The following is a 23986-nucleotide window of genomic DNA, read 5'->3' on the forward strand; positions in this document are numbered from 1 at the left end:
CGTACGTACGAAACGAAGCTCACGGAGACGGGTAACTCATGGCAGCCAACAACCGCCGCATGTCCGGCAAGAAGGGCGCGCAGGTCGGCAGTGGCGGCCAGCGGCGCCGGGGCCTGGAGGGCAAGGGGCCGACCCCGCCCGCCGAGATGCGCAAGGGGCACAAGAAGAACCGCATCGCCACGGCCAAGGCCAAGCAGACGCAGCGCCGTCCGGCGGCGCGTGGCCGGGGCGGCAAGGGCACGTCCGAGATGGTCGTCGGCCGCAACCCGGTCGTCGAGGCGCTGCGCGAGGGCGTGCCGGCCTCCACCCTCTACGTCCAGCAGTTCATCGACAACGACGAGCGGGTCCGCGAGGCCCTCCAGCTCGCGGCCGAGCGCGGCGGCATCAACCTCATGGAGGCCCCGCGCCCCGAGCTGGACCGCATGACGAACGGCCTCAACCACCAGGGCCTGGTGCTCCAGGTCCCGCCGTACGAGTACGCGCACCCCGAGGACCTGGCCGAGGCGGCCTACGACGACGGCGAGGACCCGCTGATCGTCGCCCTCGACGGGGTCACCGACCCGCGCAACCTCGGCGCGGTCGTCCGCTCGGTCTCCGCCTTCGGCGGCCACGGGGTGGTCGTGCCCGAGCGCCGCGCGGCCGGTATGACCGCCGGCGCCTGGAAGACGTCGGCCGGTACGGCGGCCCGCACGCCCGTGGCCCGGGCCACGAACCTGACCCGGGCCCTGGAGTCGTACAAGAAGGCCGGCATCGTGGTCGTCGGCCTCGCCGCGGACGGCGAGCACGAGATCGGCGACCTGGAGGCTCTGGGCGGCCCCGTCGTCATCGTCGTCGGCAGCGAGGGCAAGGGCCTGTCCCGGCTGGTCGGCGAGACCTGTGACTTCCGGGTCCGGATCCCGATGCCGGGTGGTGCCGAGTCGCTCAACGCGGGTGTGGCGGCGGGGATCGTGCTGTACGAGGCGGCGCGCCGACGCGGGTGAACAAACGTCCGTAACCTCACCTGTGCGGGTCAATTCCGGCGTCCAGGACATCCTTGACGGGGTCCGGACACATCCGGCCGGTCAAAGCAGTGTCCTAACTCCACGTCACTCGGTTAGATGAGTGTGGACACCAGAACACCCCGCACGCCCACGGGGGACCGCTCGTCGGGATTCCGCTCCGGATTCGATTCCGGGCTCGACGACGCTCCCGCGCTGAGCATGGTGAAGGTGCCGAGCGATCCGGCGCAGGTCATCGTCAACCACGCGAGTTTCCGCGTGCAGCTGGGCGTATCGACACGGCGTACCCAATCCCCCCGGGTCGCACGGCACTTGAGCGCCACCGAGGACACCGCGCGGATCCCGGTCGTCGGCACGGCGGGCAGAGCGGGGGCGGCCCCGGGCCGGCGCCGCCCGGTCGTGTGGAGCGGCAAGTCCGCGCCCGACGACACCGGGGCCCACCGGCTGCTCCAGGCCGTCCGGGGCGGCAGCGTCCGGCACGTCGAGGAGCCCGCCGAACCGGCAGGCGCGACCCAGGTCATCCCGCGTGTCGACGACCGCTACGGCGCCCTCGAACAGACCGTCGAGACGCCGTTGGTCGGTCACCCGCGCTCCCCTGCCTCCGGCGAGAACCGACTGCTCCCGAACATGCCGTCGGTGGGCAGCGCCTACGACGACCTGACCTACGGCGACGCGGCCTACGACGAACCGCCCTACGGCGACGACGAGTTCGAGGACTTCGACGAACCGCAGTCGGCCCGGCGGGCCGGCGACGGCGACCCGGCCCGGCACGCCTACTACCCCGGCCGCCGGATGAACCTGGGCGTGGTCCTCCTCCCCCTCCGCATCTTCCTCGGCTTCATCTCCATCTACGCCGGCATGGGCAAGCTCTGCGACCCCGTCTACTTCGACGGCGGCAAGCGCGGCTCCATGGTCACCTGGCTCAACACGCTGCACCCCTGGGAGGTCGCCGAGCCGCTGCGCCAGTTCGCCCTCCAGCACCCGGTCGGCTCCGGCCTGGTGATCGCCTTCTTCCAGGTGATCGTCGGCGTCCTGACCGTCCTCGGCTGCTGGCAGCGGGTCGCCGCGGTCGTCGGCGCGCTGCTCTCCGCCGCGCTCATCGTCACCGTCAGCTGGAAGACCGTCCCCGCCTACGACGCCCCCGACATCATCTACCTCGCCGCCTGGTCCCCGCTGATCATCGCGGGCGCCCCCGTCTACTCCGTGGACGGCCGCCTCGCGGGCAGCGCCTGGCGACGGCTCGGCCCCCACTCCGACATCTGGGAGCTGCGCGCCTACGTACTGCGCCGTGGCGCCCTGATCACGGCCGTCACCATCGGCCTCACCCTCCTGGTCGGCTCGCTCCTGGGCGGCGCGGTGCGCGACTCCAGCCGCGTGGTCGTCCCCGGCCCCGGCGATGCGCCCCGCAACAACCTCCCCGGCTCCCCGCTCCCCGGCGAGTCGGCCAAGTCCCGGCAGAAGGCTCCGTCGGCCTCCACGGCTCCCTCCGGGGGCGCCACCGCGAGCCCTTCGCAGGCGGCGACCACCCCGGGCGCCGACCGCACCACGAGCGGCGCCACCACCACGACCCCCAGCGAGACCCAGGGCACCACGGGCCAGGCCCCGCCCCAGCACACCGCACCGGCGCCGACCACGGCGGGCCCGACCTCGGGCGGCACCGCGACCGGCGGCACCTCCTCCACCACCGGCGGCGGCACCGGCACCGGCTCCGGAGCCTCCGGCGGCGCCTCCTCCTCCGGCCAGCCGGGCCTGGTGGGCGGCCTCCTCGGCTGACAGCCACCGCACACCGACGCAGCCCCGCGCTTCACAGGCGCGGGGCTGCGGCGTACCAGGCGTCCCGAAGGGCCGCGATGTCCCGTCTGCCGTCTGCGGCACCGTCGTGGCTGGTCGCGCAGTTCCCCGCGCCCCTTTGGGGGGCGAAGCGACGTCGTCGTCTGCTGGTGGGTGGGGGTTGGTTGGCGGTGCGGCGTCGTCTGCTGCGGGGTCGGTGAAGTCCGTCGCGGTTCGACAGCGCCCCGTAAGGGGCGCGGGGAACTGCGCGACAAGCCACGATGGACCCGCAGTGGACGACGGCGCTTCGCCCCCCGCCGGGCAGGGGGCGCGGGGAACTGCGCGACCAGCCCCCACCCAGCCGCAGCCGACGAACCGGCCGCCGCCACCCCCCTCGGCCTACCGCCCCAGCGCGGCCAGTTCCTTCGCCGCCTCCGTCAGGTCCTTCGCGGTGTCGATCGCCCGCCAGTACGCCCCCTGCGGGATCGGGAACCCGGCCAGCTGCCGGCTCCGTGCCAGGTGCGGGAACGTGGTGCGCTCGTGGTCCCCCCGCTCCGGCAGCATCGCGGCGAACTCGGGAGAGAAGACGTAGACGCCGGCGTTGATCTCGAACGTCGACGGCGGTGCCTCGATGAAGTCCGTGATGTGACCGAAGCCGTCGGTCTGCACGGCGCCCCAGGGGATCCGCGGACGCGCCAGCGCCAGCGTCGCCACCGCGTCCCGCTCCGTGTGGAAGTCGGCCATGTCGCGCAGCGAGAACCGCGTCCAGATGTCGCCGTTCGTGGCGTACCAGGGCCGGTCGGAGTGGGGAAGGTGCGCGGCCGCGTACTTGAGGCCGCCGCCTCGGCCCAGCGGCTCGGTCTCCACCACCGTGGTGACGGAGAGCGGCAGGTCGGCCGTCGCCAGCCACTTCTGCAGGACCTCGGCGAGATGGCCGCAGGAGACCACCACGTCGGTGACGCCCTCCTCGGCGAGCCAGGTCAGCTGGTGGCCGATGATCGGCGTGCCCGTACCCGGGATCTCGACCATGGGCTTGGGCCGGTCGTCGGTGTACGGACGAAGCCGTGAGCCCTGGCCACCGGCCAGGACCACGGCTTGAGTGGGGCGCAACGCGGCGTTCGGATGGGTCATGCCCGAACTGTACGACGCGCCCCTGGTGCGGCTTCCCGCCGGATGGGTCCCCTTAAGGAGCCGTTACCTGCTTACCGACCTGCCTTCAGCTGTGCGCGGCCAGCACACCCGACGCGAAGGACGTGTCGCAGACCGGGCGGGCGTACGACTGGGCGCGCGAGGCGCCGTACATCCGCACCGCGGCCCGGCCCAGCGCACGGGCGATGGACGTGCAGTGCTTCGCCAGCGACGGGTGGCCGTTGACCGCCTGCTGGAGGTGGGTGAGGACCTGGCCCGGGTTCTTGTCCTGGAGCTCGGTCATCAGCTGCTCGCGCAGCACGTCCTGCGGGGCCTGGGAGGCGGCCTTGGAGGAGACGTGCGCGTCGGTCACGTCGGTCGCGGTGAGCACCGAGCTCCGCGGGGACCCGGTCCAGTTGACGCGGGTGACCGCGAGGGTCCCGGAGAGCACCAGGACGACGGGCAGGACAAGGGCGAGGGTGCGGCCGATCCGGCGGGCAGGGCCGCCCCGGTGGCCGCGTCGTGTCTGTGGGGTGGTGGAGTGCTTCACGCGTGTGAGGGTAGCGTGCGGTAATGATTTGGCGACATTTAGTCACCGGTTCGGGGGACGGAGAAGTGCCGGTTTTCGGGTAGGGGGTTGACGCACACCGCTCGAAAACCACCCGCTTGCCGGGGTAAATCGGGGCAACGGAAAGGGCCCCGCTGCAGGCCGCGGGGCCCTTTCCGTCAACCTGGGTGGATTCACCCTGGTCAGAGGTTTCTCTGGTTGATCGCTCAGTCGGAGAGCCGCTCGCCCGTGGACGTCGAGAACACGTGGGTCTCGCCCGGCCGCGGCACGACGTGCAGCGTGGCGCCCTTCTCCGGGACCGCGCGGCCGCTGACGCGGACGACCAGGTCCTTGAGGTCGTCGCCGACCTTGGCGCTGCCGTAGACGTAGCCGTCGGCGCCGAGTTCCTCGACGACGTTCACGGAGACCGCGAGACCGGCCGGGGCGTCCTCGCTGTCCTTGGACAGGGCGGAGGCGGCCTCGCCGTTGTGCTCGACGACGTCGAAGTGCTCGGGACGGACGCCGACGGTGACCGTGCGGTCGCCCTTGTCGCTGGCGGCCTTGAGCGCCTCGCGGTTGACCGGGACGACGCTGTTGCCGAACTTCACGCCGCCGTCGGTGATCGGGACCTCGACCAGGTTCATGGCGGGGGAGCCGATGAAGCCGGCGACGAAGAGGTTGGCCGGGCGGTCGTACATGTTGCGCGGCGAGTCGACCTGCTGGAGCAGACCGTCCTTGAGGACCGCGACCCGGTCGCCCATCGTCATGGCCTCGACCTGGTCGTGGGTGACGTAGACGGTGGTGATGCCGAGGCGGCGCTGGAGCGACGCGATCTGCGTACGGGTCGAGACGCGGAGCTTGGCGTCCAGGTTGGACAGCGGCTCGTCCATGAGGAAGACCTGCGGCTCACGGACGATGGCGCGGCCCATCGCGACACGCTGGCGCTGACCACCGGAGAGCGCCTTCGGCTTGCGGTCCAGGTACTCGGTGAGGTCGAGGATCTTCGCGGCCTCCTCGACCTTCTGCCGGATCTCCGCCTTGTTGACGCCGGCGATCTTGAGCGCGAAGCCCATGTTGTCGGCGACGCTCATGTGCGGGTAGAGCGCGTAGTTCTGGAACACCATGGCGATGTCCCGGTCCTTCGGCGGCAGGTGCGTGACGTCGCGGTCACCGATGCGGATGGCGCCGGCGTTGACGTCCTCCAGGCCCGCGAGCATCCGCAGGGAGGTGGACTTGCCGCAACCCGACGGGCCGACCAGGACGAGGAACTCGCCGTCCTCGATCGCGATGTCGAGGCCGTCGACGGCGGGCTTGGTGGAGCCCGGGTAGATCCGGGTCGCCTTGTCGAACGTGACAGTGGCCATGGCTCAGAGGCCCCCTTCTACCGGCAGGAACGTGCCGGACGATCCGTTGTAGGAAGGTGGTTGGTGTAGTCCACTCGGGTAGTCCACACGAGTGAACTGGATCAGGACGGTACCTGGCGTTCACCCTGTATGTCAGTACCTGGAGCCCTGTGAACTTCGCGGAAATTTTCGACGGGCCCCGCCCGGCACCTGGGTACACTGCACTGGCACGCACCCCCGGTGCGCGCACGCCTCCTTAGCTCAGCTGGTCAGAGCGCCGCTCTTGTAAAGCGAAGGTCGTCGGTTCGAATCCGACAGGGGGCTCTGTTCCTGCCGGCGGACAGACGTGACGGCCCCCGCGATCCGTGATCGCGGGGGCCGTCGGCTGTCGGGGCGGGGGCAGGTCAGCCGGTGACCGTCTTCGTCGGCTTGCTGGTCGCCGTGCCGTCCTTGTGGCCCGTGCGGTGGGCCGTGACCTTCACGGTGACCTTCTTGCCCTTCTGGGCCGACTTCAGGGTCAGCGTGGACTTGGTGGCACCGCTGATCGCCTTGCCGTTCGCGTACCACTGGTACGTGTAGGAGGTCGCCGCCGGGCTCCAAGTGCCGTGCGCCGCCGTCAGCTTCCGCCCGACCTTCGCCGTGCCGCTGACGGTGGGCGCCTTGGTCGCCTTCGGCGCGTCCCCCTTCGCGACCGTCACCGCGGCCGAGGTCGCCGACCCGCTGTCCCAGCCGCTCCTCACGGCCGTCACCGTCACGGTGAGCTTCTTGGCGAGCAGGGCCGCCGGGACGGTGTACGACGCGGCGGTCGCCCCGGGGATCGCCTTGCCGTCGGCCTTCCACTGGTACGTGTAGGAGCCCGGGGCCGCCGACCAGCTCCCGGTCGTGGCCGTGACCTCGGCGCCGACCTTGGCGGTGCCGGTGATCCTGGGTGCGGCCGTGTTCGCCAGCTGGGGCGGGGTCACCGTGAAGGTGCCGCGCGGGTACTCGCAGCACGTGGTGTACACGCTGACGTTCCAGGTGCCGGCCGCCGCGCCGGTCAGGTCCAGGGTGGCGGTCACGGACCGGTTGTCGGCGGCGACCGAGTCGGCCTTCGCGGAGACGGTCTTGCCGGAGAGGCTCAGCCGTACCTCGGTGTTCGGGCCCAGCGCGGTGCCGGTGACCGTCACCTTGACCTTGGTGCCGCTCACGCCGGTGGCCGGGCCGAGCCCCGTGACGCTCACCTTGTCGGGGCCGCAGAGGGTGGACGAGCAGGCCAGCCGGGCGCTGTACGCGGTGCTGGACGCGGCCTCGGGCAGGCTGAGCACGAACACCGTCGGGGTGGCTCCGGAGGACGAGCCGAGCACGGCGCAGTCGTAGCCCTCGCCGTCCGAGCCGATGTAGCGGGTGCAGCCGTTGCGCCAGGACGCCGGGTTGTACAGCGTCGGCACGGCCGTGGCGGTCGCGCCGGTGGTGTCCTCGATGTCGGCCGAGAAGCGGTCGAAGCCGGCGGTCGGCAGCACCGCGCAGACGGCGCTGTGCGCCTCGTCGAGGGTGCCGGTGACCGGGCCGTAGCCGTACGACACCGACGGGACCCTGGTGCACTCCGGTGCGGGGCCGTCGGCGGTCGCGATGCGCAGGGCGTCCAGGTGGTACTCGGGGGAGGCCTTCAGCGAGACCGGGGTCTGCACCAGGACCTGGTGGGTGGTGGAGCCCGTGACCGCGCAGGGGCTGTTGCGGAAGGAGCACTCGGTCCGGCCGTCGCCGCCGAGCACCGCGATGTTCGCCGTGCCCAGTGCGTCCCGCACGTTGACGTGGACGACGTCGGTGGCGGCGGGGGTGGTGACCTGGATGCAGTCGACCGTGCCGGGCACGTCGGAGACGCCCTTCACGGAGGGGCCGCCGACCTTGGCCGCCGCGGTCGGCGTGCAGCCCGCCGAGGCCGCGGTCGCGGTGACGTCCCGGCGGGTCAGCGTGTAGGTCGCCGCCGCGTCCCGGCCGGTGACCAGCACGGTGTGGGCCTTGCCCGGGGTGAGGGAGCAGACGCTCCAGCCGTTGGTGGTGGCGGTGTGGTCGCAGACCTTCTTGCCGGTGGCGTCCAGGACCGAGAACTTCGCCGGCACGGCGCCGGAGGTGGCGATCAGCTGGAGGAGCTCGGCGCCGGTGTGGGCCTCCGCCGGGATGCTCAGGCACTGCGAGAAGACACCGTCGCCGGTGGCGAAGGCGGCCTTCGCGCCGTCGGCCGTGAAGCTGCCGGCGGGCAGCACCGGGCAGCCCTCGGGGGCGTCGGTGCGGACCAGGGCGACGGTGTAGGGGCCGGTCGCGCCCTCGGCCTGGTCCTCGGTGTGCACGAGCGCGCGGTAGGGCGCGGTGCCGGTGAGCGCGCAGTCGCCGTCCGAGATCTCCTGGCCGGTGCACTGGGCGGTGCCGTCCCGGTCGACGACCTCCACGTCGGTGTCGACGCCGGCGGAGCCGAGCGGGGTGAGGGCGGCGACCCGGGCGTTCTGCGGGGCGGGCAGCGTCAGGCAGTCGTACTGGCCGGCCGTGGTCAGCTCGCCCTGGTGCGTGCCGTACCCGGTCGGCACGCAGCCCGCGTCGGAGGCGCGGTCGAGGACGACCAGCCCCTGCCGGGCGGTGCCCTCGGGGATCGCGGTGTAGGTGCCGGCCGCGGGCACCCGGCACGGGTCGGTGTCGGTGCGGCACACGGTCCTGCCGTCCGTGCCGTAGACCTGGACCGGTCCGGTGCCGCGGTCCTCGTTCACGTAGTGGACGGTGTAGGGGCCGGCCTTGTCGGTGGTGAAGGTGTAGCAGCCGCCGACGGTGAGGTCCTGCGCGTCCAGGGCGCCGTACGGGCGGACCGGGGCGGTGGTGCAGCCCTGGGGGTCGTTCAGGCGGCGGGCCGCGACCGAGTACCCGGCCGGGAAGCCGTTCTCCGAGTACGTCACCTGGGAGAGCACCCGGTAGGGGCCGCTGCCGGGCAGCACGCAGCTGTCCTCGCCGTCCTCCGGGAAGTGCGGGCAGACGCGGGCGCCGGTCGTGTCGGTGAGCCACGCGGTGACGGTGCCGTAGACCGAGGTGGCGGCGGTGAGGCGGATGCGGTCGCCGGGCCGCCCGGTGAAGGGCTGGCAGTCGACCTCGATCGGGGTCACGCTGGTGCGCGTGGCGAGCGGCTGGTCCCAGCCGGTGCCGACGGAGCCGAAGCATCCCGGGGTCGCCGAGTCGAGCGGGACGACGGTGACCTGGGTGTCCTCCGGGTCGGCCCAGCCGCTGTTGACGACCGTGACGGTGTACGTGCCGGCCGACGGCACCTGGCAGCGGCCCTGCTCGGAGAACTCCTCGTCGTAGCAGTCGACCTGGGTGCCGTCGGCGGCGGACATCCGGGTGTACGCCTCGTGGTGGCTGTCCTCCAGCGACACCAGGTACCGGCCCGCCGCCGGGGCGGTCACGGTGAAGCAGGCGCTCTCCTGGGCCGGGACGGTCGCCCTGCCGACGGCGTCCCCGGGGTCGCCGAAGGGCGCGAGGGCCAGCGGCGCGCACACCGGGTCGTCGGCGCGGGCGGACCCGGCGCCGGCGAGGGTGAGCAGCGAGGTGAGCAGGGACACGACGAGGACCGTCACGGCGGTGAGCCGCCCGGGTCTCGCCGTCGTGCCGAAACCGGTGCCGAGCACGGGATGCGCCATCAATTCCCCCCTGGAACACGAATGTTGGGGCGATGGTCGCACACAGGTGTGACACAGCCTCAACGGGTTTCCAGGGGCGCCCGCGCGGGGCGTGACCTCAGTGCCGCCCCGCCACCCGGTCCGCGACCCGGGCCAGCCGGGACGAGTCGGTGCTCGGGTGGAGCCGTTCGCGCTGGTCGGCGGCGCGGTAGGTGGCGTACATGCCCTGGACGCCGAGCCAGCGGAAGGGCTCCGGCTCCCACTTGCGGACCTTGTGGTTCACCCACGGCAGCTCGGTCAGGTCGGTGCGCCCGGCCTGCCCGGAGTCGAGCCGGACGAGGTCCCGGAGGGTCCGGGCCGCCAGGTTGGTGGTGGCGACCCCGGAGCCGACGTAGCCGCCCGCCCAGCCGAGCCCCGTCGAACGGTCCAGGGTGACGGTCGCGCACCAGTCCCGCGGCACCCCGAGCACCCCGGACCAGGCGTGCTCGACCGCGACGCCCGCCAGGGACGGGAAGAACCGCACGAGGATCTCCCGCAGCGCCTCGATCGTCGCGTCCTGCGTGCGGCCGTCGTTGTCCGTCCGCGACCCGAACCGGTACGGCACCCCGCGCCCGCCGAGCGCGATCCGCCCGTCGGCCGTGCGCTGCGCGTACATGTAGGCGTGCGCCATGTCGCCCAGGGTCTCCCGGCCCTCCCAGCCCACCGACGCCCACTGCTCCGCCGTCAGCGGCGCGGTGGCGATCATCGAGGAGTTCATCGGCAGCCAGGTGCGCTTCTGGCCCTTGAGGTTCGCGGTGAAGCCCTCGGTGCAGCGCAGGATGTAGGGAGCGCGGACCGTGCCGTACGGGGTGACGGCGTGCTTGGGGCGGATCTCGGTCACCGGGGTGGACTCGTGGATGTCCACGCCGAGTGCTGCTACGGCCGCCACCAGCCCCTTCACCAGCTTCACCGGGTGCAGCCGGGCGCCGTGCGGGGTCCAGGTGCCGCCCACCGCGTCGGCGACGCGGATCCGCTCCCGGGTCTCCCCGGCGCCGTACAGCTCGCGGTCCTTCTCGCCGTACGACAGCTCGTGCTCGTGGAAGGCCTTCAGACGGGCCAGCTGGGCCGGGGTGGTGGCGACCTCCAGCACCCCGCCCTTGTGCAGGTCGGCGTCGATCCCCTCGGCCGCGGCGACCGCCACGACCTCGTCGACGGTCTCGTTCATGGCCTTCTGCAGGCGTACGGCGGCCTCGTGGCCGTGCAGGGCGGCGTACCGGTCGCGGCCCGCGATGCCGTTGTAGAGCCAGCCGCCGTTGCGGCCGGAGCCGCCGTAGCCGCAGAACTTCTGCTCAAGGAGGGTGATCCGGAGAAAGGGGGCGGCCTTCTTCAGGTAGTACGCGGTCCACAGGCCGGTGTAGCCGCCGCCCACGATCACCACGTCCGCCGAGGCGTCACCGGCGAGCGGCTCCCGTACCGCCGGGAGGCCGTCGTGCGCGTACCAGAAGGAGATGCCGCCGTTGACGACACTGCTTGCCGAGCTGCTCATGACCGGACGCTAACCCTTGAGGGCGGTCAGTGTCTCCTTCGGATTCCATGCTTTTCCGCGCCCTCTGACCAGCGGATAGCAGCCGAGACCGATCAGCGCGGCGACGAAGTGCCCGAGGTCGGTGAAGGTGGGCGACTCGGTCAGCGGCAGCCCGTAGACCAGCAGGACGGCCGCGAGGTACGGATACCGCCAGGGCGTCACGATCCGGTACGCCAGCACCGCGATCACCCCGGCCAGCGCGTAACTCACCCCGATGTCCAGGGTGTTGACCGCGGAGTGCGGGGCGATGCCGTCGTGGATCCCCTTCAGCAGCGCGCCCTCGCTGATCAGGGTGGCCAGGACGTGCGCGGCCACGCACACCGCGAGCCAGCGGACGGTACCCAGCCAGCGCTCCGCCGGCGCGTGGAAGACGGTGTAGAGGAAGGCGTACGGCACCCAGTGCCCGCCGTCGATCCACATCGCGCTGGCGACCAGCACCCGCACCGGGTTGTCCGACAGCTCCCGGATGTTGGTGGACCGCTGCCGCAGGAACTGCTGCTCGAACTCCGATGACATGTGGTGCAGCGCGACGGTCGTCACGAAGAGAATCGCCAGCCAGATGTACGTACCGGGGGCGCTGCGGACGTACGCCCACACCCTGTCGCCGACTCCCCGGAAAAATCCCATGAGGCGATTCATGCACGACCGCAACGTCGGGTGTGTGATTGACATTCCGGATGAGCTGATCACCCGATGGGCCGGGGGTCGCTCTCAGGGGCGCGGCGGTTCCAGGACCACCTTGCCGATGGTCGCCCTGGTCTCCAGGGCGCGGTGTGCGGTGGCCGCCTCGGCCAGCGGGAAGCGCGTCACGGCGGGCCGCAGCCGGCCGTGGGCGGCCTCGGCGAGGGCGCGGAGTTCGAGGGTGCGGAGCGGGTCGGGGCCGCCGGTCCTGCGGAGCATCGCGGGGCCGAGGAGGAACTCCGACAGCCCCTCCACGACGTGGCCGCCGCCCGCGATGCCCTCCGCCGACCAGCCGAAGACGAGGTGCCGGCCCCCCGCGCCGAGCAGGGCGACCGCCTCCCGGGCGACCTCGCCGCCGACGCCGTCGAGGACGACGGTGACACTCCCGTACCGGGCGCGGACCCGGTCGGGCCAGCCGGGGTCGGTGTAGTCGAGGGCGAGGTCGGCTCCTTCGGCGCGGACCCGCTCTGCCTTCTCGGGGCCGCCCGCGAGGCCGATCACGGTGGCGCCCGCGTGCTTGGCGGCCTGGACGAGCAGCGTGCCGATGCCGCCGGCGGCCGCCGGGACGAGGACCACCGACTCCGGCCCCGGCTCGGCGAACTGCAGGATGCCGAGAGCCGTACGGCCTGTCCCGATCATGGCGACGGCCTCGGGGAAGCCGAGGTTCTCCGGGATCTCGTGCAGCCGTTCGACCTCGGTGACCGCCAGCTCGGCGTAGCCTCCGGGCGCGAAGCCGAGGTGGGCGACCACGCGCCGTCCGAGCCACAGCCCGTCGACGCCGTCGCCGAGTGCCTCGACCGTCCCGGCGACCTCGCGGCCGGGGATCGTCGGCAGTACGGTCGGCCGGGGCGCCGGGCCCTGGTGGCCCTGCCGCAGCGACGTGTCGAGCAGGTGGACCCCGGCCGCGGCGACGGCGATCCGCACCTGGCCCGGGCGCGGCAGCGGGTCTTCGACCTCCTCGTGGACGAGGTTCTCGGCAGGTCCGAAGGCGTGCAGAACGATGGCGTGCACAGGGACTCCCCCCAGGTGCCGGCTGATCCGGCGGTCGGGCTCATCGACGCACTCGACTCTTCGACCTCGAGCGCGCTTGAGGTCAAGTGGCGGGGTGCTTCTGTCCCTGCGGGTCGCCGCGATTGTCAGTGGGGACCTGCACCATGGGGGCATGGCGAGGACAGTGGCAGGCGGGACCGGTGGGGGCAGGGTGAAGGGGGCGCGGCGGCCGGAGGTGCGGTTGCCCGAGCTGGAGGCCTGGGGCGGTGGTGAGCTGGAGCCGGACGGGGACTACGACGGGCAGGCGTTCCGGGAGGCGGACTTCGCCGGGCAGGACGGGGCGGGCGCCCGCTTCATGGACTGCGCGCTGACGGACTGCGCCTTCGACGAGACGGGGCTGCGGCACGCGCGCGTGCTGGACACGGTCCTCACCGGGATAAGGGGCGTCGGCACTGATCTGGCCGAGGCGACCCTGCGCGATGTCGAGCTGGTCGACGCCCGGCTGGGCGGCACCCAGTTGCACGGTTCCGTCCTGGAGCGCGTGGTGATCCGCGGCGGCAAGATCGACTACCTCAACCTGCGCACGGCGAAGCTCAGGGACGTGGTCTTCGAGGGCTGCGTCCTGGTGGAACCGGACTTCGGCAACGCCGTGCTGGAGCGGGTGGAGTTCACCGGCTGCACGGTGAAGGGGGCCGACTTCAGGGGGGTGACGATGAAGGACGTCGATCTGCGGGGCGCCGCGTCCCTGGAGATCGCGACCGGGGTGGAGCGGCTGGCCGGAGCGGTGATCAGCATGTCCCAGCTGCTGGATCTGGCACCGGTGCTGGCGGCGCAGCTGGGGATCCGCGTGGAGGATTGACCAACCCCCGGGACAACGCGCCCCCAAGGGGCGCTGGGGGTACCCCCGGCCGAAGGCTGGGGGAGGAACTGCGCGACCAGCCCCCACCGGCCGCAGCAGGCGAACCGCCGAAAGCTCTCAGCTCGCCGGAGGCACGGGTGCGGCCGCCTTCCGCAGGCCCAGATGGTCGTCCGGATCCTGGAGCCGGTCCGGCTGCGCAGCAAGCACGCGGCGGACCGCGGGTTCCGGCATGCGGACCACCACCGGCCTGGGCAGGGTCAGTTCCCGTACGGCGGTGCCGGTACGGCCGGAGCGGACGCGGTTGGTCACCCTCGCCACCACCCGCACGTCCAGCGTGAACTGCACCAGGACCGAAGCGGCCTTGGGCTTGTGCAGCGGCATCGAACCGGACGCGTTCACCGCCGCGTCGGCCGCGCCGCCCGCGCCGCCGGCGTTGCCCATCAGCTGGTTGAGGCGGAACTCGTCGGCGTTGAGCAGCCCCGCGCCCGCGAGGCCGCGCGCCGCCCTGCCGTGGTCGGCGGAGCTCAGGCCGTCCGTCTGGGTGGGCCGGGGTGCGTCCAGGTCGCTCTGCCCCACCGTCTCGAAGGTCATCTTGTCGCCGACGCCCAGCACCCGGCCGTCCCGCAGCCGCGCGTGCACGGACGCCCGCAGGTCCTGGCCCTCCACCCCGGTGGCGTGCACCGGCGGCAGCTCCGCCCCGGCCGAGGTCAGCAGCGGCAGCGCCGCGATCAGCCACTCGGTGGAGACGGCCTCCTGCAGGGTGTACGCGGCGGCCTGGCCCTTGGACCGGAAGCGGTCGCCGCCACCCGCCTCCCGGACCGCGGAGCTGACCAGTTCCCGTACCTGCGGTGCCCCTTGGAAGCCGTTCACCTGCGCCTCCATCGGCAGCCGCAGACCGCCGGAGCGCCAGGTGCCGAGCGCGGCCGGGCGGCCGTCACCCGGGCCGGGAGCCGGGGCCACCGGCTGGTGGCGGGGTACGGCCAGCCGGCCGAGGGCGGCGAGGTCCTTGTCCAGGACGCGGTGGGTCAGCGCCTGGCGGCCCAGCGAGACCAGCGCCAGCCGGCGGTCGCCGCGGTGCAGTGCGAGGGTCGCCTCGATCGGCACCCGCATCTTCGACGACTTCGCGGTCTTCGCCTCCGCGACCGTCTTCATGCCGAGCTGCCCGCGGCTCGCCGTGCCGGAGCGCCGCGAGCCGCCCGAGCCGACGCCGAGCCCCGCCGCACCGCCCGTGCTCTTCAGCTGCCCGGCCCCGCCGTCCGGTTTGCCGGAGCCGGCGAAGATCCCCTCCAGGCCGGTCGACACGCCCTCGTCGTGGGTGGCGGCCTGCTGGGCGACGGCCGCGGTGATGTACTCCATGTCCCGGCCGTCGTCCGCCGCACCGTCGTAGGCGCCGTCGGCGAGCCGGTTGACCTTGAACACCGCCCAGTACGGGGCCCTGCGGCCGTCGAACAGCTCGACGGTGACCCCGCCGTCCATCGCGCCGGACAGCAGTCCCGCGCTGCCGTCGCGGTCCAGGACGCGCAGCAGGCGTTGGACGTTGTCGTTGCGGTCGGCCAGTTGCCGCCGGGGCAGCAGGTCGTCGGCGAGGCTCTGCTGTCCGCTCTCCGCGAGACGGGTGCGCAGCCGGGCCAGCAGCGGCACGAAGTTCGGCAGGTTCTCGACCATGCCGAAGCCGAGGGGCAGCGCGCGGCCGAAGGACGGACCGGTGGGGCGCGGCGACGCGGACGTGCTCGACCCGGCCGCCGTGTCCGCGGCGCGGCGCCCTTCCCGGCCCTCGCGTTCGGCGCCCGCCCGGGAGCTCTCGGCCGCCCGGGAGCTCTCCGCCGGCCGCTGCCCCGGCTGCCGGGGCAGCGGCCGGGTCATCAGGGCGGGTTCGGGGTCGAGCTTCAGCTGCCGGCGGATGGACGCCGGCAGCTGCGCCTCCGTCAGCCACACCGCCGCCTCGGCCGGCAGGGTGCGGGCGGCCGTCGCCACGTAGGGGCCGCCGCCGGTGACCTTGACCTCGGCGACCATGGTGACGAGCAGGTCGCACTGGACCAGGTAGAGCGGCGCCTTCTTCGGGGTGTGGGCGTTGCGCTCGACCGTGCCGGACAGGGCCGCGGACCGGGCGTCGCCCCGGCTCGTGGTGCGGTTCCCGGACAGGCCCTGGCCCAGCCGCCACTCGGCGTCGTTCTCCGAGCCGGTGGCGCCGAACTGCCACGTGCTGGTGGTGCCCTGCCCCTCCTGGCCGGCCGCCTGGTGACCGCCGAGCACGAAGGTCTCCGTGCCGGGACCCGCGCCCTGGTGCAGGAACTTCGGGTTGGTCAGCGTGAGCCGGGTGCCGACGGCCCCGTTCAGCGCGGCGAGCCGGCGCGGATAGCGCAGGTTCTTCACCACCCACCCGGAGGACGCGGCCTGCCGCAGCGACGCCGTGATGGCCTGCGGTCCGAACCGCTCCTCGATCGCCGCCCGCGGCGCGAGCCCCTCGGTCTGCAGCGCGGGATCCTCGCGGACGCCCTTGTTGCGGGCGGCGGCCTTGGACAGCAGCTGGAAGGCGAGGTCCCGGACGGCCTGGCCGTCGCCGACCGTCTCCACCAGCTGCCAGTCCCGCAGCGGCTGCCCGGCCGACGGCCGGGGCACGAGGCCGGCCAGGTCGCCGATGCCCTCGGCGGTGACGGCGTGCTCGGGCCGCGGGGCCTGCGCCCGGCGCCGCTCGCCCACCGCGTCCTGCCGCCGCTTGCCCTCGTCGTCGAGGGTGAACTCGGTCGGCGTGACCAGCCGTACGTCCTGCTCGTCCAGGTGCAGTCCCGCCAGCCGCTTCGCCTCGGGCGTGTCCTGGCCGGGAGAGCCGGGGGTGAGGGCGCGGCCGAGCTTGCGCTGCCGGGAGGTCATGGTGACGTCGACGTCGAGGCGCAGGGCCGCCCCGAAGGTGGCGGCCTTCTCGGAGCCGTTGGTGAGGACGTCGGTGCGGGTGGTCGGACCGGCCTGGTTGCGGCGGGTGCCGGTGCTGTGCCTCTCGTAGCGGGCCGAGCCGGTCAGGACGCCGGGGACGATCCTGGCCTGCCCGAGCACCAGACCGCCGATCGAGCGCGAACTGCCGCGCCCGCTCTGGGTGGTGCCGGTGACACCGGAGTGGCTGCGGACCAGCCAGTCGTCGGTGTCGCCGAGGTAGCCGGTCTCGCGGAGCTGGCCGCGGACGCGGATCTGCACGTCGTGGGAGTGCAGGGTGGTCTTGCGGCGCAGCCGCACCCGGATGCCGGTCGTGGTCAGCTGGTCCTTGTTGACCCGCAGGTTGGTCTCGGACAGGGCGGCCATCAGCTCGCGGTGGTTGCGCCGCTGGAGCGCGGCCTCCTCCTTGCCCGGCGTCGAGGTCACCGCGGCCGTACCGAAGGCGGGCAGGTAGCCGGCCAGCCGGGGATCGGTCGCGAACAGCTCCTGCACGGCCCGCACCATGGGCCCGGTGTCGAGCTGGCTGAGGGTGACGCTGGAGCCCATGGCGCCGAACGGGAGGTGCCGCTCGACGTCGGCCTCCTGGCCGTTCTCGTCGGTCCGCTTCGGCTTCTCGATGAACTCCCCGGCCTCGACGCCGGGCGGCAGCGGCAGCCCGAGCGACCGCGCCTCGTCGGCCCGCAGGCTCATCCACACCCGCATCGAGTGCCGGGCGACCCGGGTCCCGGGGCGCAGGATCATCCCGGCCGAGCGCGGCCCCGTGCCCTCCGCGGTGAACCGGACGGTCGCGAGGTAGAGCACCTTGTCGCCGCGCACCTCCGCGCCCTGGCGGCTGGAGACGGTCTGCTCGGCCACGGTGAACCGCGCCTTGCGGGCCCCCGCGACCGGCATGGCCGTACCCCGCAGCACGGCGGCGTTGCCGACCGCTCCGACGCCGATGGCCGGGCCCAGGCCGCCGGTGAGGGCGCGCCCCTTGCCCGCGCTCTCGGTGACCGTGTGCTGGGTCTGCTGGTGGGTGCGCAGTTGGGTCCCGCCGGTGCCCCAGGCGGGGGACATGCCGGTGATCTCGGCGTGCAGGCGGTAACTGCCCACGCTGCTGCCGTCCTTGGAGGCGAGGTCCTCGCCGGTGACGCCGTCGCGCAGCAGCCGGGGCATGTCCTCCAGGACGGTCGGGGTGGAGGTGGCCTCGTAGAGGCGGGAGCGGCCGGGGGCGCCGGGGGCGGTGAGGGAGGGGTGCAGGACGGCGGCGACCGTGTCGAAGAGCCCGCCGCCGCCCTGGTGCGGGGCGGCGATGTCGGTGACGGCGACCGGGGCCATGGAGTCGGCGAGCGAGACGCGCCGGGCGGTGTCCGCGTCGACGGCCCGCGGAGCGGCGGGCGCCTGGGTGCCGGCCGGGACCAGGTGTTCGGTGGGCACGCGCTGGGTGAGGGCGCCCGAGCCGTGGAAGGTCTGTGTGTGCTGGGCGCCCTGCTTCTTGACCCGTACGCCGTACCGCACCTTGCGCGGAGCCTCGACCGAGCCCTTCTCACTGCGCAGCACCCGCGGTTCGGCCACGTTGCGCTGGCCGCGGGACTCCCGTGAGGACTGCCAGGGCTGCGCGTTCACCAGGCCGGCGCCGCCCAGCCACAGCCCCGGTACGACGGGCGCGAGCCCGAAGGCCATGCCGCCGGCGCCCTTGCTGGAACTCCCGCTCGCGGTGGTCGCGACGGTGGCGGCGGTGTTGTGCTGGACGTCGACCTTGGTGTCCTTGCCCTCGGCCTCGTCCACCGCGGCGAGCGGCGCCCCGTCCGGGTCCGGCACGGTGTTCGCGAGCAGGTCCCCCGGGTGGAAGACGGGCGGCCGGTCGTCGGGGGCGCGGGAGACGGTGACGGTGACGTCGTACCACTCCTTGCCGGTCCTGCCCTTGACGGCGAAGGCGCGGCCCTGCCCGTAGAACGACTCGGGGCGTCCGGCGAGCTCGGCGCCGATCTCGGCGACCGTGCCGTCGCCGTGCCCGACGACGGCGGCCACCGCGTTCCGGACGAACTCGTGCCCGGTCAGCCCGTAGGCCGTGGAGAGCCCGGCGGCCTGGAAGTCCATCAGGTACGGGGGCAGCACGAGGCCGGGGTCGGTGCGTTCCTCCTCGACGGGGGCCACGGGCGCCACCGGCCGGGCGCGTACCGCCGGGGGCCGCGCGACGCCCTTGCCCTTCGCGTCCCGCAGCGCCAGCGTGGTGCGCGCGTTCCCCGCCTTCCCCTGGAGGGCGAGCATCGCGTGTTCCGTGGGCCCGACGGCCGTGGTGGAGCCGGCGGGCTTCGTGGAGCCGATGGGCGTGGCGGCGGCCGGTGTCCGGGTGGCCTCGGGAGAGGCGTCCTGTCCGCTGTCGCCTGCCTGTCGCTGCGTCCGCACGGAGTCAACGTAGGCGCGGCCGGGACCGCCGGAACGCCTTCCGCCGACTCCCGCCGCACTTGTCACTTCCGCCTCGGGGGCCGGTCAACTGCCGTACATCCGGAGGTCGTTCAACCGCACGGGAAGGCCGGAGAGGTGCCGGGCAGGCTACGACACCCTCGGGAAACGGGCCTGGAGCGTCCAGATCGCCGGATTGTCCGCCAGCCCCTCGTGCATGTCGGTGAGGTCGGCGATCAGGTCGTGCAGGAAGTCCCGTGCCTCCCGGCGCAGTTCGGCGTGGGAGAAGGTGAGGGGTGGCTCCTCTGCCGGCATCCAGTCCGCCTCGATGTCCACCCACCCGAAGCGGCGCTCGAAGAGCATGCGGTCGGTGGACTCGGTGAAGTCGAGCTCCGCGTGCTGGGGCCGGGCGGCCCGGGACCCCGCCGGGTCGCGGTCGATCCGCTCCACGATGTCGCACAGCGCCCACGCGAAGTCGAGCACCGGCACCCATCCCCAGGCTGTGGACAGTTCCCGGTCCGCCTTGGTGTCCGCGAGGTAGACGTCCCCGCAGAACAGGTCGTGGCGCAGCGCGTGGACGTCCACGCGCCGGTAGTCCGTCTGGGGCGGGTCCGGGAAGCGGTTGGAGAGGGCGTAGCCGATGTCGAGCACATGCCGATGGTGTCACGGCGTCCTACGATCACGAGCGTGCCCCGATCGATCACGAGCGTGCCCCGGTCCTCGCTCGTGCTGCCGTCCGCGCTGCTCTGCCTCGTGCTGGCCGCGTGCGACGGCGGCGTCCACGGCGCCCCGGGCGGCGCGGGCGTCCGCGACCCGTACTTCCCGAAGGCGGGCAACGGCGGCTACGACGTCGGCCACTACGGCCTCACCCTCGCCTACGACCCCGGCACCCGCCGCCTCACCGGCACCGCCGTCATCACCGCCCGGGCCACCCAGGACCTGACCGCCTTCGACCTCGACCTGAAGGGCCTGGACGTCGACGACGTCACCGTCGAGGGCAGGCAGGCCCGCTGGAACCGCGCCGGCCAGGAGCTGACCGTCCGCCCGCACGACGACCTGACCAAGGGGGAGACCTTCGCCACCACCGTGCGCTACTCGGGCCGCCCCGAGACGCTCACCGACCCCGACGGCTCCGAGGAGGGCTGGCTGCGCACCGCCGACGGCGCGCTGGCCCTCGGCGAGCCCGTCGGCTCCATGGCCTGGTTCCCCGGTGACGACCACCCCTCCGACAAGGCGTCGTACGACATCACGGTCACCGTCCCGAAGGGCCTCCAGGCGGTCTCCAACGGGGTGTTGAAGAGCGAGACGACGAAGAACGGCCGTACGACCTTCGCCTGGCACAGCGCCGAACCGATGGCGAGCTACGTCGCCACGGTCGCGGTGGGCCACTACACGATCACCCGCTCCACCCTCCCCGACGGCCTGCCGGTGTACACGGCCGTCGACCCCACCCAGGTGGAGGCGAGCCGTGGGGTGCTGGCGAAGCTCCCCGAGATCATGGAGTGGGAGGCGTACAACTTCGGCCCGTACCCGTTCTCCTCCACCGGGGCCGTCGTCGACCGCCCGGACGACGCGGGCTACGCCCTGGAGACCCAGACCCGCCCGGTCTTCCCCGGCGCCCCGGACACCGCCACCCTCGTCCACGAACTCGCCCACCAGTGGTACGGCGACTCCGTCACCCCGCGGACCTGGCGGGACATGTGGCTCAACGAGGGTTTCGCGACCTACGCCGAGTGGCTGTGGTCCGAGGACCACGGCGGCCGGACCGCCCAGCAGACCTTCGACAGGCTCTACGCGGGCTCCGCGGACAGCGACCTGTGGGCGTTCCCGCCCGCCGAGCCGTCGAGCGCCGCGCACATCTCCGACCGGCCCGTCTACGACCGCGGCGCGATGGTCCTCCAGAAGATCCGCCGGCAGGTCGGCGACGACACCTTCTACGACATCATCCAGGGCTGGGCCGCCGCCCACCGCCACGGCAACGCGGACACGGCGGAGTTCACGGCGTACGTGGAGAAGACGGCGCCCGGGAAGGACTTCACCGCGATCTGGAAGGACTGGCTGTACGGCGACGGGAAGCCGCCCCGCCCCTAGGCACCTGTCCCCAGCTCCTTCCGCAGCACGGCACACGGTCGGCCGTGCCGCCGGTCCGGACGACGGCCGATCACCTCGTACCCGAGGGCGGTCCAGAAGGCGAGCCCCTTCGGGTTGTTCTCCAGCACGGCGAGGCGCACGGCGTCCCGCCCCGCCGCCCGGAACCGCCGCTCGACCTCCTCCGCGATCCGCCGTCCGTACCCCGCCCCCTGCGCCTGCGCGTCCACCATCAACAGCCCGATCCACGGGTCCGGGTCGGCCGGATCGGGGTGCCGGGCCAAGGTGACGACCACCCCGACCAGCCGCCCCTCGGCCCGCGCGAGCAGCACCTCCACGTCCGGGTTCGCCAGCTCGCCGGCCAGCGCCGCGGCCACCTGCTCCGGCCGGATGTCGTCCGGGTCCGGGAAGTCACCGCTGAGCGCGTGGAACTCCCGGTTGGAGGCGTACAGGCCGGTGAGCTCGGTGAGAACCGGCGCCGGGATGTCGTGGTCGGGGGTGAGGGGGACGGGGGCGAGGATCATGTCGGCAACCTATCCGGCCGTCCTCGGCGTCAGGCTGTCACTGCCCCGGCGGCGGGTAACGGGGCAGGCCGTCCGTCGCGATGGTCCAGTCGCCGATGGTGACGTCCTCGCCGTAGACGAAGTCCTTGCGGGTCGCGTAGCGGGGGCCGTCGGGGGTGGGGTGGATGTCGGTGAGGACGGCGCCGGTGCCGGTGCGGGGGTCGAAGATCGCGTAGACGGGGATGCCGATCAGGGGGTAGTCGCGGACCTTGGAGACCCAGTCGTTGTCCGGATTGGAGCGCGAGACGATTTCCACGGCGGCGATGAGCGAGCGGGGATCGAAGGAACCGTCTCCCTCCATCTCCGCATCGCTGATCACCATGACATCAGGGCGGCGCATGACCCCCTCGGGCTCGTCCTCGACATCGGGTTCCCCTGTATGAGCCACCAGTGCATCCGGCATCACCTTCTCCAGGCGTTGCCGGACGCGCAGCACGGTGAGTTCGTGCGGCTTCGAGGGCGACATCATGTCGAGGACGATCCCTTCCTTGGTGATCTCGAACTTGCCGGGAAGGGTGTCGTCCGTGGAGTGCACGAAGTCCCGCATGGCCCGGTAGAGGTGAGAGGCGCCCTGCCGCGCGTTGTCCGGTGCGATGGTCATGGCGCTCGCTCCTCGTCGTCTGTGCCCAGGGGCAAGGATCGTCGCTTTCATGCTAGGTCTCCTCCGGGAGATCGGTTCGGCAGAGTCCGGGCGCGGGGGAGCGGAAGCCTCGGTCGCAGCTGTCGCAGTTGGCGAGTCCTGCGTCGAAGTAGCCCTGGCCTGGTTCAAAAGCAGCTACAGCGACGGCCCTGACGGCGAAACCTGCCTCGAAATAGCCCCCACCCCCACCACCATCCACATCCGCGACTCCACGTACACGCACACCCCCGCCACCCCCGGCGGCCCCCAACTCGCCCTCGCCCCCTCCGCCTGGTCGGCCTTCCTGCCCTACGCGTCGGCGCACTGAGCGAAAACCAGGAGCCCCCGGCGTGACACCAGGGGCTCCCGCACAGCGCAGCGTCTGTCAGACGTTGACGCCGAAGTCCTGGGCGATGCCGACGAGGCCGGACGCGTAGCCCTGGCCGACCGCGCGGAACTTCCACTCCGCGCCGTTGCGGTACAGCTCGCCGAAGACCATGGCCGTCTCCGTCGCCGCGTCCTCGGAGAGGTCGTAGCGGGCGATCTCGGCGCCGCCGGCCTGGTTGACGATGCGGATGTAGGCGTTGCGGACCTGGCCGAAGTTCTGCGAGCGGGTCTCCGCGTCGTAGATCGAGACCGGGAAGACGATCTTGTCGATGTCGGCGGGCAGCGCGGCGAGGTTGACGTTGATCGCCTCGTCGTCGCCGGCGCCCTCACCCGTGCGGTTGTCGCCGGTGTGGACGATCGTGTTGTCCGGGGTCTGCTTGTTGTTGAAGAAGACGAAGTGGGCGTCGGAGTAGACCTTGCCCTGCGCGTTGACCGCGATGGCCGAAGCGTCCAGGTCGAAGTCCGTGCCGGTGGTGGTACGGACGTCCCAGCCGAGGCCCACGGTGACGGCGGTCAGGCCCGGAGCCTCCTTGGTGAGCGAGACGTTGCCACCCTTGGAGAGGCTTACAGCCATGGTCGGGAGTCCTTTCCCTCGTTTCGCGTACGACCGTGCGGCGTACGGGCTTGAAGCTACAGCTACCCGTATGAACGCCACGAGGGGTACCGAAGGTTCCATCTCGCTTTACTTTCTTTACCAAACGGGTGATGAGCGATATTCGCGTGACGTGTGCCGGTCAGCCGCGCGACCATAGGGGGCATGTCCGGTCCTTACGTCATCCGCGGCTCCGTCTCGCTCCCCGAGGCCGAGCTCAACTGGCGTTTCTCGCGGTCGTCCGGGCCGGGTGGGCAGCACGTCAACACCAGTGACTCGCAGGTGGAGCTCCGCTTCGACCTCGCGAACACCGAGGCGCTGCCGCCGGTGTGGAAGGAGCGTGCGCTGGAGCGGCTGGCGGGGCGGCTCGTCGACGGGGTGATCGTCGTACGGGCGTCCGAGCACCGTTCGCAGTGGCGCAACCGTGAGACCGCCGCCGTACGCCTCGCCGCGCTCCTCGCGGAGGCCACCGCGCCGCCGCCCAAGCCGCGCAGGCCGACCCGCATCCCGCGCGGGATCAACGAACGCCGGCTGCGGGAGAAGAAGCAGCGCTCGGAGACCAAGCGCGGGCGCACCGGCCGCGACTGGTCGTAACACCGTCCCTGCGGTCTTCCGGCGGGTCCTTCTGCCGGCATACGCAGTCGAGAACGAGGATCTGTTCCCGGCGTTCGGCCACGAGGCCACCGAGCTCGCCCACGGACTGCTCGCTGCCGGAATCCGGACCCGCGACGCCGGGCCGGGGCGGCGACGCCTCGCCTGTAGCGGCTGAGCTGTTCAAATCCCGCCGGGTGGCCGGGCCGTGGTCCCCTCGCGACACTGCCCGGAGGGCCGGGCGGGCATCGGGCGGGTCATCGCCCCCTCGGTCATGGCCCCGGCGGTCGCCGTCGGTCGTTCGCAGTCGCGGTCGGG

Annotated in this window: 18 protein-coding genes and 1 tRNA gene; 7 read left to right on the forward strand and 12 right to left on the reverse strand. The window is 72.7% G+C overall.

Annotated elements, in window-relative coordinates; translation table 11 throughout:
• Positions 1-38 precede the first annotated feature (38 nt).
• Complete coding sequence (gene rlmB, locus ACFY0P_RS33685) at positions 39-980, forward strand: 23S rRNA (guanosine(2251)-2'-O)-methyltransferase RlmB (RefSeq protein WP_388921761.1); 942 nt, start codon at positions 39-41, stop codon at positions 978-980.
• A gap of 117 nt (positions 981-1097) precedes the next feature.
• The gene (locus ACFY0P_RS33690) at positions 1098-2771 is read left to right on the forward strand and encodes a DoxX family membrane protein (protein ID WP_388921764.1); all 1674 of its coding nucleotides are present in this window, start codon (positions 1098-1100) and stop codon (positions 2769-2771) included.
• Between the two features lie 396 nt (positions 2772-3167).
• On the opposite strand, the gene ACFY0P_RS33695 is transcribed toward ACFY0P_RS33690, so the two are convergent.
• From ACFY0P_RS33695 to ACFY0P_RS33705, 3 genes are all read right to left on the reverse strand, one after another.
• Positions 3168-3899, reverse strand: a complete 732-nt coding sequence (locus ACFY0P_RS33695) for an NDP-sugar synthase (RefSeq protein WP_388921767.1) — start codon at positions 3897-3899, stop codon at positions 3168-3170.
• Positions 3900-3984: 85 nt separating this feature from the next.
• Positions 3985-4446: a hypothetical protein gene (locus ACFY0P_RS33700; RefSeq protein WP_388921770.1), complete on the reverse strand. Its 462-nt coding sequence runs from the start codon at positions 4444-4446 to the stop codon at positions 3985-3987.
• Between the two features lie 224 nt (positions 4447-4670).
• Positions 4671-5807: an ABC transporter ATP-binding protein gene (locus ACFY0P_RS33705; RefSeq protein WP_388921773.1), complete on the reverse strand. Its 1137-nt coding sequence runs from the start codon at positions 5805-5807 to the stop codon at positions 4671-4673.
• 229 nt (positions 5808-6036) lie between these two features.
• On the opposite strand from ACFY0P_RS33705, the gene ACFY0P_RS33710 reads away from it, so the two are divergent.
• A tRNA-Thr gene (locus ACFY0P_RS33710) sits at positions 6037-6110 on the forward strand.
• Between the two features lie 80 nt (positions 6111-6190).
• Here ACFY0P_RS33710 and ACFY0P_RS33715 read toward each other — a convergent pair.
• The 4 genes from ACFY0P_RS33715 to ACFY0P_RS33730 form a co-directional block, all read right to left on the reverse strand.
• A complete protein-coding gene (locus ACFY0P_RS33715) occupies positions 6191-9442 on the reverse strand; it encodes a Tat pathway signal protein (protein ID WP_388921776.1) in 3252 nt (1083 codons plus the stop codon).
• Positions 9443-9539: 97 nt separating this feature from the next.
• Positions 9540-10946, reverse strand: coding sequence for an NAD(P)/FAD-dependent oxidoreductase (locus ACFY0P_RS33720; protein WP_388921779.1), 1407 nt, complete (start codon positions 10944-10946; stop codon positions 9540-9542).
• Between the two features lie 9 nt (positions 10947-10955).
• Positions 10956-11612, reverse strand: a complete 657-nt coding sequence (locus ACFY0P_RS33725) for a rhomboid-like protein (RefSeq protein ID WP_388921782.1) — start codon at positions 11610-11612, stop codon at positions 10956-10958.
• An 84-nt stretch (positions 11613-11696) separates the two neighbouring features.
• Entirely contained in the window at positions 11697-12677 is a 981-nt protein-coding gene (locus tag ACFY0P_RS33730; protein WP_388921785.1) for a zinc-binding dehydrogenase, read from the reverse strand.
• 151 nt (positions 12678-12828) lie between these two features.
• On the opposite strand from ACFY0P_RS33730, the gene ACFY0P_RS33735 reads away from it, so the two are divergent.
• Entirely contained in the window at positions 12829-13515 is a 687-nt protein-coding gene (locus tag ACFY0P_RS33735) for a pentapeptide repeat-containing protein (RefSeq protein WP_388921788.1), read from the forward strand.
• 117 nt (positions 13516-13632) lie between these two features.
• On the opposite strand, the gene ACFY0P_RS33740 is transcribed toward ACFY0P_RS33735, so the two are convergent.
• Together ACFY0P_RS33740 and ACFY0P_RS33745 are read right to left on the reverse strand one after the other, a co-directional pair.
• Positions 13633-18831 carry a hypothetical protein gene (locus ACFY0P_RS33740; RefSeq protein WP_388921791.1) on the reverse strand — a complete coding sequence of 1733 codons (5199 nt, stop codon included), beginning with the start codon at positions 18829-18831 and terminating at the stop codon, positions 13633-13635.
• Between the two features lie 147 nt (positions 18832-18978).
• A complete protein-coding gene (locus ACFY0P_RS33745; protein ID WP_388921794.1) occupies positions 18979-19479 on the reverse strand; it encodes a hypothetical protein in 501 nt (166 codons plus the stop codon).
• Positions 19480-19515: 36 nt separating this feature from the next.
• Between ACFY0P_RS33745 and ACFY0P_RS33750 the strand changes: the two genes are divergently transcribed.
• Positions 19516-20919 carry a M1 family metallopeptidase gene (locus ACFY0P_RS33750; protein ID WP_388921797.1) on the forward strand — a complete coding sequence of 468 codons (1404 nt, stop codon included), beginning with the start codon at positions 19516-19518 and terminating at the stop codon, positions 20917-20919.
• Here the strand turns inward: ACFY0P_RS33750 and ACFY0P_RS33755 are convergent.
• Positions 20916-21440, reverse strand: coding sequence for a GNAT family N-acetyltransferase (locus ACFY0P_RS33755; protein WP_388921800.1), 525 nt, complete (start codon positions 21438-21440; stop codon positions 20916-20918). The two genes, ACFY0P_RS33750 and ACFY0P_RS33755, sit on opposite strands and share 4 nt — an antisense overlap.
• A gap of 37 nt (positions 21441-21477) precedes the next feature.
• Positions 21478-22080: a Uma2 family endonuclease gene (locus tag ACFY0P_RS33760; RefSeq protein WP_388921803.1), complete on the reverse strand. Its 603-nt coding sequence runs from the start codon at positions 22078-22080 to the stop codon at positions 21478-21480.
• 49 nt (positions 22081-22129) lie between these two features.
• On the opposite strand from ACFY0P_RS33760, the gene ACFY0P_RS33765 reads away from it, so the two are divergent.
• Positions 22130-22426, forward strand: coding sequence for a DUF397 domain-containing protein (locus tag ACFY0P_RS33765; protein WP_388921806.1), 297 nt, complete (start codon positions 22130-22132; stop codon positions 22424-22426).
• 57 nt (positions 22427-22483) lie between these two features.
• On the opposite strand, the gene ACFY0P_RS33770 is transcribed toward ACFY0P_RS33765, so the two are convergent.
• Positions 22484-23059, reverse strand: a complete 576-nt coding sequence (locus ACFY0P_RS33770; RefSeq protein ID WP_093501429.1) for a TerD family protein — start codon at positions 23057-23059, stop codon at positions 22484-22486.
• Positions 23060-23233: 174 nt separating this feature from the next.
• On the opposite strand from ACFY0P_RS33770, the gene arfB reads away from it, so the two are divergent.
• Positions 23234-23671, forward strand: a complete 438-nt coding sequence (arfB, locus tag ACFY0P_RS33775; protein WP_388922466.1) for an alternative ribosome rescue aminoacyl-tRNA hydrolase ArfB — start codon at positions 23234-23236, stop codon at positions 23669-23671.
• The last annotated feature ends 315 nt before the right edge of the window (positions 23672-23986 follow it).

This window comes from Streptomyces sp. NPDC001714, assembly GCF_042892755.1.
GTDB lineage: Bacteria > Actinomycetota > Actinomycetes > Streptomycetales > Streptomycetaceae > Streptomyces.

What these genes read in the sequence shown, in the direction of transcription:
- rlmB (WP_388921761.1), top strand. Translation starts at nt 39, where the DNA reads ATGGCAGCCAACAACCGCCGCATGTCCGGCAAGAAGGGCGCGCAGGTC.
- ACFY0P_RS33690 (WP_388921764.1), top strand. Translation starts at nt 1,098, where the DNA reads ATGAGTGTGGACACCAGAACACCCCGCACGCCCACGGGGGACCGCTCG.
- ACFY0P_RS33695 (WP_388921767.1), bottom strand. Translation starts at nt 3,899, where the DNA reads ATGACCCATCCGAACGCCGCGTTGCGCCCCACTCAAGCCGTGGTCCTG.
- ACFY0P_RS33705 (WP_388921773.1), bottom strand. Translation starts at nt 5,807, where the DNA reads ATGGCCACTGTCACGTTCGACAAGGCGACCCGGATCTACCCGGGCTCC.
- ACFY0P_RS33715 (WP_388921776.1), bottom strand. Translation starts at nt 9,442, where the DNA reads ATGGCGCATCCCGTGCTCGGCACCGGTTTCGGCACGACGGCGAGACCC.
- ACFY0P_RS33720 (WP_388921779.1), bottom strand. Translation starts at nt 10,946, where the DNA reads ATGAGCAGCTCGGCAAGCAGTGTCGTCAACGGCGGCATCTCCTTCTGG.
- ACFY0P_RS33725 (WP_388921782.1), bottom strand. Translation starts at nt 11,612, where the DNA reads ATGGGATTTTTCCGGGGAGTCGGCGACAGGGTGTGGGCGTACGTCCGC.
- ACFY0P_RS33735 (WP_388921788.1), top strand. Translation starts at nt 12,829, where the DNA reads ATGGCGAGGACAGTGGCAGGCGGGACCGGTGGGGGCAGGGTGAAGGGG.
- ACFY0P_RS33755 (WP_388921800.1), bottom strand. Translation starts at nt 21,440, where the DNA reads ATGATCCTCGCCCCCGTCCCCCTCACCCCCGACCACGACATCCCGGCG.
- ACFY0P_RS33760 (WP_388921803.1), bottom strand. Translation starts at nt 22,080, where the DNA reads ATGACCATCGCACCGGACAACGCGCGGCAGGGCGCCTCTCACCTCTAC.
- ACFY0P_RS33765 (WP_388921806.1), top strand. Translation starts at nt 22,130, where the DNA reads ATGCTAGGTCTCCTCCGGGAGATCGGTTCGGCAGAGTCCGGGCGCGGG.
- ACFY0P_RS33770 (WP_093501429.1), bottom strand. Translation starts at nt 23,059, where the DNA reads ATGGCTGTAAGCCTCTCCAAGGGTGGCAACGTCTCGCTCACCAAGGAG.